Annotated in this window: 4 protein-coding genes; 2 read left to right on the plus strand and 2 right to left on the minus strand. The window is 54.6% G+C overall.

The annotated features are described in order from the left end of the window. Positions 1 to 172: 172 nt before the first annotated feature. Both envZ and ompR read right to left on the minus strand, forming a co-directional pair. Positions 173 to 1,528 (minus strand): two-component system sensor histidine kinase EnvZ, encoded by a 1,356-nt coding sequence (gene envZ / locus ACSZO4_RS24365; protein ID WP_437891663.1) that lies wholly within the window; start codon positions 1,526 to 1,528, stop codon positions 173 to 175. Continuing rightward, entirely contained in the window at positions 1,525 to 2,244 is a 720-nt protein-coding gene (ompR, locus tag ACSZO4_RS24370; protein ID WP_001157751.1) for an osmolarity response regulator transcription factor OmpR, read from the minus strand. Before ompR ends, envZ begins: the two co-directional genes overlap by 4 nt. A 209-nt stretch (positions 2,245 to 2,453) precedes the next feature. Here ompR and greB point away from each other — a divergent pair, with 209 nt between their 5' ends. Both greB and ACSZO4_RS24380 read left to right on the plus strand, forming a co-directional pair. Next, a complete protein-coding gene (gene greB, locus ACSZO4_RS24375; protein WP_437891669.1) occupies positions 2,454 to 2,927 on the plus strand; it encodes a transcription elongation factor GreB in 474 nt (157 codons plus the stop codon). 101 nt (positions 2,928 to 3,028) lie between these two features. Then, positions 3,029 to 5,356 (plus strand): Tex family protein, encoded by a 2,328-nt coding sequence (locus tag ACSZO4_RS24380; RefSeq protein WP_437891670.1) that lies wholly within the window; start codon positions 3,029 to 3,031, stop codon positions 5,354 to 5,356. Positions 5,357 to 5,450 lie beyond the last annotated feature (94 nt).

The raw sequence follows: 5,450 nt of genomic DNA on the forward strand, positions 1-5,450 counted from the left end.
CAGCTCAGCTAAGGTAAGGCTAATACAGATAAGGACTCCACTGAACCCCACCGATTAAATCGCACCTTCCCTAACTTACCTCCTGCGGCTCAATGAGCTGTGAGCAGGAGATATTTTTCGATGTGATAATCGACTCTTCCGGCTGCCACAGCGGCAACGGAGCAAGCTCTGTTTATCCGTTTTCTTTTGGCTGAAGGCTGATTCGCGTCACCGGAATAGGTAGCCAGGCGCGAATAGACAAACCGCCTCGCTCACTGACGCCGAGTTCCAGCATACCGTTATGGTTGTCGACAATACGCTGCACAATCGCCAGCCCAAGCCCGGTACCGCTGGTGCTACGCGCGCTGTCGCCCCGCACAAAAGGCTGGAACAGATGTTTGCGCTGCTCGGGTTTAATGCCCGGCCCGTCATCCTCCACCTGGAACCAGGCACGATTCAGTTCAGTGCCACTGCTGACTTTGATCCAGCCGTTGCCATAGCGGGCAGCGTTAACCACCATATTGGCCAGCGCACGCTTAATGGACAGCGGGTGCATCCGAACTTCAATTTCACCGTCATTGAGCGCCGTTTCGATCTCCCGCTCATAACCACTCTCCGCAGCCACCACTTCACCCAGCACTGCATTGAGTTCCGCCAGTTCCATCGGCATCTCCTGCCCGGTACGCAGGTAATCAATAAACTGTTCGATGATAGCGTTACACTCTTCGATATCTTTATTGATCGATTCCGCCAGATAACCGTCCTCCTCCGCCATCATCTCGGTTGCGAGACGAATACGGGTGAGCGGTGTGCGTAAATCATGGCTGACCCCGGCCATCAGCAAGGTGCGATCGTCAGCCAGTTGTTTCACGCCTGAGGCCATCTGGTTAAAGGCACGGGTTACCGAACGCACTTCAGAGGCGCCGTACTCACGCAGTGGCGGCGGAATATGCCCTTTCCCGACCTTAAGAGCTGCGTGTTCGAGGTCGACAAGGGGTCGGTTTTGAATACGAATAAACAGCCACGCCCCCCCAATCGCCAGTAGCATAATGGCCAGGGTATAGCGGAACAGCGGTGAAAAATCACCCTGATGAATTTCTGTTAACGGCACCCGCACCCAGATGTTGGGCGAGAGCCAGGTTTTAAGCCAGACCACCGGAGAGCTCTTGTTAACCTCAACGCGGACTTCCGTCGGGCCACCCAGTTGCTGGGCCATTTGCTGGCTTAAGAATTCATAATGCTGCGCCCATCGCAAACCGGCGTCCTCTGCCGCTTCGTTAGAGTAAAGAGAAATACCCAGCTCGCGATAAATCTCACGACGAAACGCAGGAGGCACTACCAGTTGAGTCCCATCCTCCAGTTGCAGTTTATCGGTCATCAGCATACGGACTTCGTAGGCGAGAACCTTATTGAACTGTTGAAGGCTGGGCAATATCGCGAAGTTCAGCACCACAAGGTAGGTGGTCACCAGGCTGACAAAAAGCAGCGTGACGATCAACAACAACGTACGGGCAAAAGAACTTCGCGGCGAGAAGCGCACTCGCCTCATGCTTTAGAGCCGTCCGGCACAAAGACGTAGCCCAGACCCCAGACGGTCTGAATATAACGCGGATGCGCCGGATCCTCTTCCACCATGCGACGCAGGCGGGAGATTTGTACGTCGATCGAACGCTCCATCGCCGAGTATTCGCGACCACGCGCAAGGTTCATCAACTTATCACGGGACAGCGGCTCGCGCGGGTGGCTGACCAGCGCTTTCAGCACCGCAAACTCACCGCTGGTCAACGGCATCGGCTCGTCTTCACGGAACATTTCGCGGGTACCAAGGTTCAGTTTGAATTTACCGAAAGCGATAACGGCTTCTTCCTGCGATGGCGCACCCGGCAGTTCGTTCGCCTGACGGCGCAGCACCGCACGGATACGGGCCAGCAGTTCACGCGGGTTGAACGGTTTTGGAATGTAGTCGTCGGCGCCGATCTCCAGACCCACGATACGGTCAACTTCTTCCCCTTTCGCGGTGACCATAATGATCGGCATCGGGTTGCTTTGGCTGCGCAAACGGCGACAGATGGAAAGACCATCTTCACCCGGCAGCATCAGGTCGAGAACCATCAGGTGGAAGGATTCACGCGTTAACAGCCTGTCCATCTGCTCGGCGTTCGCCACGCTACGGACCTGGAAGCCTTGTTCAGTGAGATAACGTTCAAGCAATGCACGCAGGCGCATGTCGTCATCCACGACCAGGATTTTATAATTCTCTTGCATTGTTTTTACTCCCAAAGGTTCCGACAATTTATCATGACGTATTCTAAAAAAGTGCGCGTTAACGACCAGCTAAATCTGGTATAAATTCTAGTCGAAATTGTTACAAAGCATATTTAACAGCAGCTTATATGCATATTGCATCACATAAATGACGATTTATCCGCACCTTAGCGGGTTTATTTGTAAAGAACGAAAAATAAGGCCATGAGATGAAAACGCCGCTGATCACCCGTGAAGGCTACGACAAGTTAAAACAGGAGCTGGATTTCCTCTGGCGTGAGGAACGCCCGGAAGTCACCAAAAAGGTCACATGGGCGGCCAGTCTTGGGGATCGCAGTGAAAATGCCGATTACCAGTACAACAAAAAGCGTCTGCGTGAAATTGACCGTCGGGTGCGCTATCTGACCAAATGCCTTGAGCATCTGAAGATTGTCGATTATTCCCCGCAGCAGGAGGGCAAAGTGTTCTTCGGCGCATGGGTGGAAATCGAAAATGATGACGGTAACAGCCTGCGTTTTCGCATCGTCGGCTACGACGAAATCTTTGGTCGCAAGGACTATATTTCCATCGACTCGCCGATGGCGCGCGCCCTGCTGAAAAAAGAGGTCGGCGATGTGGCGGTGGTACAAACACCGGCAGGTGAAGCCACCTGGTATGTGAATGAGATCGAGTATGTAAAATGACTCACCAGGAAGAGTCCGGGAGCGTCCCGGACTGACTGGCAATTTGTGGTACCAGTCCGTATAACTATCCCCCTGAATTTTGCTCAGAAGATAATATTGAAATGATGAATGACTCGCTCTGCCGCATTATTGCGGGTGAACTCCAGGCTCGGGCTGAACAGGTAGAAGCTGCCGTTCGCCTGCTGGATGAAGGGAACACCGTGCCGTTTATTGCACGTTATCGTAAAGAAGTCACCGGCGGTCTGGATGACACGCAACTGCGCAATCTGGAGACGCGTCTGGGATACCTGCGTGAGCTGGAAGACCGTCGTCAGGCGATCCTCAAATCTGTCGGCGAGCAGGGTAAGCTGACTGATGCGCTGGAAAAAGCCATCAATACCACCCAAAGCAAGACCGAACTCGAAGACCTCTATCTGCCTTATAAACCGAAGCGCCGTACCCGCGGGCAAATTGCAATTGAGGCCGGCCTCGAACCGCTGGCAGACTTGCTATGGAACGAACCCTCACACGACCCTGAAACCGAAGCGGCCAAATTTATCGATGCCGAAAAGGGTGTCGCAGACAGCAAAGCCGCACTGGATGGCGCGCGTTATATTCTGATGGAGCGTTTTGCCGAAGACGCCGCATTGCTGGCGAAAGTGCGTGATTACCTGTGGAAAAATGCCCACATCGTTGCGACCGTTGTCAGCGGTAAAGAAGAGGAAGGCGCTAAGTTCCGTGACTATTTTGATCACCACGAACCTATTGCCAGCGCCCCGTCTCATCGAGCGCTGGCCATGTTCCGTGGGCGCAATGAAGGCATTCTGCAACTGTCGCTCAACGCCGATCCGCAGTTTGACGAGCCGCCAAAAGAGAGCCATTGCGAACAGATCATTATTGACCATCTTGCTCTGCGTCTGAACAACGCGCCGGCAGACAGCTGGCGTCGCGCGGTGGTGAGCTGGACATGGCGTATCAAAGTTCTGATGCACCTTGAAACAGAGTTGATGGGCACGGTTCGTGAACGTGCAGAAGATGAAGCCATCAATGTGTTCGCCCGTAATCTGCATGACCTGTTGATGGCGGCGCCCGCCGGTCTGCGCGCTACCATGGGTCTCGATCCTGGCCTGCGTACCGGGGTGAAAGTCGCGGTGGTAGACAGCACCGGGAAACTGGTCGCCACCGATACCATCTATCCGCATACCGGGCAGGCCGCCAAAGCGGCGGTTGCGGTCGCAGCCCTGTGCGAGAAGCACAACGTTGAGCTGGTGGCCATTGGCAACGGTACCGCCTCCCGCGAAACGGAACGTTTCTACCTGGATGTGCAAAAGCAGTTCCCGAAAGTACAGGGACAAAAAGTAATTGTCAGCGAGGCCGGTGCTTCCGTGTATTCAGCATCCGAGCTGGCGGCACTGGAGTTCCCGGACCTGGACGTTTCACTGCGTGGCGCAGTCTCCATTGCCCGCCGTTTGCAGGATCCACTGGCTGAACTGGTCAAAATCGATCCGAAATCTATCGGCGTCGGCCAGTACCAGCATGATGTCAGTCAGACTCAGCTAGCCCGTAAACTGGATGCAGTGGTCGAAGACTGCGTAAACGCCGTCGGGGTGGATTTGAATACCGCCTCCGTACCGTTGTTGACCCGCGTTGCCGGATTGACCCGCATGATGGCGCAGAACATTGTCTCCTGGCGTGATGAGAATGGTCAGTTCCAGAACCGCCAGCAGTTGCTGAAAGTCAGTCGTCTGGGGCCGAAGGCCTTTGAGCAATGTGCCGGCTTCCTGCGTATCAATCATGGCGATAACCCGCTGGATGCTTCTACGGTGCACCCGGAAACCTACCCGGTGGTCGAACGTATTCTGGCGGCGACCGCGCAATCACTGCGTGACCTGATGGGCAACAGCAGTGAACTGCGTAAGCTCAAGCCAGCAGAATTTACGGATGAACATGTTGGCCTCCCGACCGTAACAGACATCATCAAAGAGCTGGAAAAACCCGGCCGCGATCCGCGCCCCGAGTTTAAAACCGCGACCTTTGCCGACGGTGTGGAAACCATGAATGACCTGCTGCCGGGAATGATCCTCGAAGGCGCAGTCACCAACGTGACCAACTTCGGCGCGTTTGTGGATATTGGCGTACATCAGGACGGCCTGGTGCATATCTCTTCCCTCGCCGATAAGTTCGTGGAAGATCCGCATACGGTAGTGAAAGCGGGCGATATCGTTAAGGTCAAAGTACTGGAAGTGGATCTGCAACGTAAGCGTATCGCACTGACCATGCGCCTGGATGAGCAGCCTGGCGAAACGAACGCCCGACGTAACAGCGCTGGTAGCCGCGAGCAGACGCGTCCTGCAGCGAAAGCGGCAAAACCGCGTGGACGTGAGGCACAACCGGCAGGCAACAGCGCCATGATGGATGCGCTGGCGGCAGCAATGGGTAAAAAACGCTGATCTCTTCCCTCCCCTTTGGGCTGTCTCTTATACACAAATCCTCCGGCAACATTGTCGGGGGATTTTTTTGAATCTTTTCCCCGTTTGTTGATCT

Origin of the sequence: Phytobacter sp. V91 (genome assembly GCF_965644225.1) — a bacterium.
GTDB lineage: Bacteria > Pseudomonadota > Gammaproteobacteria > Enterobacterales > Enterobacteriaceae > CBFFRJ01.

What these genes read in the sequence shown, in the direction of transcription:
- envZ (WP_437891663.1), bottom strand. Translation starts at nt 1,528, where the DNA reads ATGAGGCGAGTGCGCTTCTCGCCGCGAAGTTCTTTTGCCCGTACGTTG.
- ACSZO4_RS24380 (WP_437891670.1), top strand. Translation starts at nt 3,029, where the DNA reads ATGATGAATGACTCGCTCTGCCGCATTATTGCGGGTGAACTCCAGGCT.
- greB (WP_437891669.1), top strand. Translation starts at nt 2,454, where the DNA reads ATGAAAACGCCGCTGATCACCCGTGAAGGCTACGACAAGTTAAAACAG.
- ompR (WP_001157751.1), bottom strand. Translation starts at nt 2,244, where the DNA reads ATGCAAGAGAATTATAAAATCCTGGTCGTGGATGACGACATGCGCCTG.